The 2,768-nt window shown below is 45.6% G+C and carries 5 protein-coding genes; 1 reads left to right on the top strand and 4 read right to left on the bottom strand.

What is annotated here, in order from left to right; genetic code table 11:
- The 3 genes from KDK17_RS07425 to KDK17_RS07415 form a co-directional block, all read right to left on the bottom strand.
- Positions 1-295 (bottom strand): type II toxin-antitoxin system VapC family toxin (locus KDK17_RS07425; RefSeq protein WP_257287739.1); only part of this gene is annotated, 295 nt, incomplete at its 3' end.
- Positions 282-560: an AbrB/MazE/SpoVT family DNA-binding domain-containing protein gene (locus KDK17_RS07420; protein ID WP_257254605.1), complete on the bottom strand. Its 279-nt coding sequence runs from the start codon at positions 558-560 to the stop codon at positions 282-284. The genes KDK17_RS07425 and KDK17_RS07420, both read right to left, overlap by 14 nt.
- 79 nt (positions 561-639) lie before the next feature.
- A complete protein-coding gene (locus tag KDK17_RS07415; protein WP_257287738.1) occupies positions 640-1,218 on the bottom strand; it encodes a DJ-1/PfpI family protein in 579 nt (192 codons plus the stop codon).
- A 247-nt stretch (positions 1,219-1,465) separates the two neighbouring features.
- Between KDK17_RS07415 and can the strand changes: the two genes are divergently transcribed.
- A complete protein-coding gene (can, locus tag KDK17_RS07410; RefSeq protein WP_257287736.1) occupies positions 1,466-2,125 on the top strand; it encodes a carbonate dehydratase in 660 nt (219 codons plus the stop codon).
- A 192-nt stretch (positions 2,126-2,317) separates the two neighbouring features.
- Here can and KDK17_RS07405 read toward each other — a convergent pair whose 3' ends face one another.
- Entirely contained in the window at positions 2,318-2,629 is a 312-nt protein-coding gene (locus KDK17_RS07405) for an RING finger domain-containing protein (RefSeq protein WP_257287735.1), read from the bottom strand.
- Positions 2,630-2,768: the final 139 nt, after the last annotated feature.

The following is a 2,768-nucleotide window of genomic DNA, read 5'->3' as shown; positions in this document are numbered from 1 at the left end:
CAATCATTGCATCGGCAAAATCGTAACCGTTGGTATAATCATCAAGGGCTTTGAGTGTGGCCTGATAGTCCTGCGTCAGGCACTTTTGTAACTGAATAACGGCTCTTAATTTCTGACATTGCTGAGCTGGACTGACTTGATAGAAGTGAGTGAGTACCCAGACACATTCTACCAGAACTACAGGACTGATATAGAACTTGTTACAATTCTTCAAAAAACTGATTGTCTGTTGATATTGGTTTTCATCATCCCTGACAAGGTAGCGAACAAGAATATTGGTATCAATGCCCTCCATTTTTGCCGCCTTCTTTACCCTGCCATAATGCCTGAGCTCCTTCTTGAATGGCTTTCTCCATATCATCAAGAGTCGCTTTCCGGCCATTAGTATGATCTGCGAGGCATCCTCCCAAGGCTTCGATATCATCAGACATTGGGGTAAGTACAATCATTCCATCCTTCTCTTCAAACATAACTTTATCGCCAGGTTGAAGTTGGAATTTTGCCCTTATTTCAATAGGAATAGTAACCTGACCTTTGCTGGTAATAGAGCTGGTTGACATAGTTTTGATCTCACTGAAAGAGTATTACTAAAAGTAATACCTGCTCGATTACCTGTCAAAATGTCCACCTTTTGTAGGATTAACGGTTCCAAACAAAGTCCATCTGTTTTGCCGTTTTCTCAGCAAGTTCCAGACTGTGCAACAAACTCACCAGTGAAAGACTCATATCGATTCCGGCGGTAATACCGGCTGATGTCATAATAGAGCCGTCTTTTACCCAGCGCTGGCCAGAGACCACATCCAGTGCTGGATACTGTCGCTTAAGGTCAGGAATATCTTCCCAGTGAGTGGTGACTTTCTGATCGGTCAGAATACCCGCTTCGGCCAGGATAAAAGCGCCAGTACAAACAGATGTTGTCATTTGTGCACGGGATGCACAGCTTCTCAGCCAGTCCAGAACCTGAGGCTTTTTCAGTTCTGCAGTATGAACGCCGCCGACCACCATCAGCAAGTCAATAGGGGGATGGTTGTAGAATCCATAGTCAGGGTTCACGCTATATCCGGCGCGGGCGGTAACAGTTTCACCAGTCTCTCCTATCAGAAAGACATTAAAAGGCTCATGGTCTGCACAGACTCGGCTGGCTGTTGAAAATACTTCAAAAGGACCGGAAAAATCCAGTACTTCTGCATTGTCGTATATATAGATCGCAACGTTCATGGATTCTTATTCTTGATTTGGCTGCTCTTGTGCTTTTCGAATATAAAGAGATCTGACCAGTTGGGCAAGGCTTCAGGGCAGAAATGAAATGCCTGAAAAGACACACGCAGCCATTTAAAACAGCAAAGCTGTTGCGAGGAATTGCAACGAAGATACAGGTTCGGTACTCCCTTACAACCCTGCTGTTGTTGGCTTCTGTTTTTTCAGCTGTATACTTAGGCGTTATTTCTGATTAAGGAAGCTTCCCATGCGCAGACTCAAGAAGCTGTTCGACCAAAACCGCGACTGGTCAGAGGCTGTTCGGGAAAAAGAACCTGGTTTTTTTGAACAGCTTTCTCAGCAACAGGCGCCCAAATACCTCTGGATAGGCTGTTCTGACAGTCGGGTGCCCGCCAATCAGATTACCGGTTTGGTACCTGGCGAGCTGTTTGTGCACAGAAATGTGGCCAATCAGGTCATTCACACCGATCTCAACTGTCTCTCTGTTATCCAGTTCGCCGTTGAGTACCTGAAAGTCGAGCACATTATAGTGACCGGCCACTACGGTTGCGGAGGTGTTCAGGCAGCGGTTAAGAACGGCAAACTGGGCCTGATTGATAATTGGCTACGTCATATTCAGGACGTACAGCACAAGCATCAAACCTTCCTCAATACTCTCGACAATCAGGAAGACGTGTTCGAATGCATGTATGAACTGAATGTTGTGGAACAAGCTCTGAATGTCTGCCAGACCACCATCGTTCAAGATGCCTGGCTACGAGAACAAGACCTGACAGTTCACAGCTGGATTTATGGACTGAAAGATGGCCTTCTGAGGGATCTGGGATTATGTGTCTCTGATCCGGAAAGCCTGGATGAGCTTTACAGCAATGCCATCAGGCAGATCACCAGTGCAGCTGTTGGATGATGATATAGATACCCTTTCATTTTCTTGATCTATCCTTCCTCTCTGAAAACCAAATCGGAAGGATAGAATTATCAGACATACACTCTTTGCGGCACAACTGTTTCTGCTGTGGTTTTTTCTGTCATCTCTCAGGCCAGAGCGCATGCTCTGGCAGCAGGTGATAATGTTAAGGTGCCTTCAAAGAGAACGGAATCAGGCAGTTAAACTTCGATTCAATATCTGCCCATCTGGAGAGAAGACTGCGTGACTTCTCAATAGAGAGTTCAATATCTCATCAGGCGCTGGTTGTACTTCCCTTTCCCTGACAATGGTTCTGCAATAAGGACAGGTTGTATTTTCCAATAGCCAAGTCTCCAGGCAGTCTTCGTGAAACATATGTCTGCATTGTTCAAGAACCGTGACTGCCCTTCTGGCAAAAGGTTCGAGACAAACAGAGCAATTATCGGTCTCCTGTTGATAGGGCAACCGATTATTTGGGCTGCCGGGTGGTGTAATTCCGTCCATATCTCTTACTCCTGCTTCTGTTTTTCATATGACTTGTAGTCTTAGATCATTGTCTATCCATTTAGTTCCCTGCGCTTATTTTTTTGTTACGCCCGGCATGGGCTTACAGGGTGAAAGCCCCCTGTGAAAGAACCTGCAT

The sequence above is a fragment of the Endozoicomonas sp. SESOKO2 genome (assembly GCF_024606245.1).
In the GTDB taxonomy this organism is placed as follows: Bacteria; Pseudomonadota; Gammaproteobacteria; order Pseudomonadales; family Endozoicomonadaceae; genus Endozoicomonas_A.
Note: the sequence above shows the minus strand (reverse complement) of the source record. Positions and strands in the feature narration are given on the sequence as shown.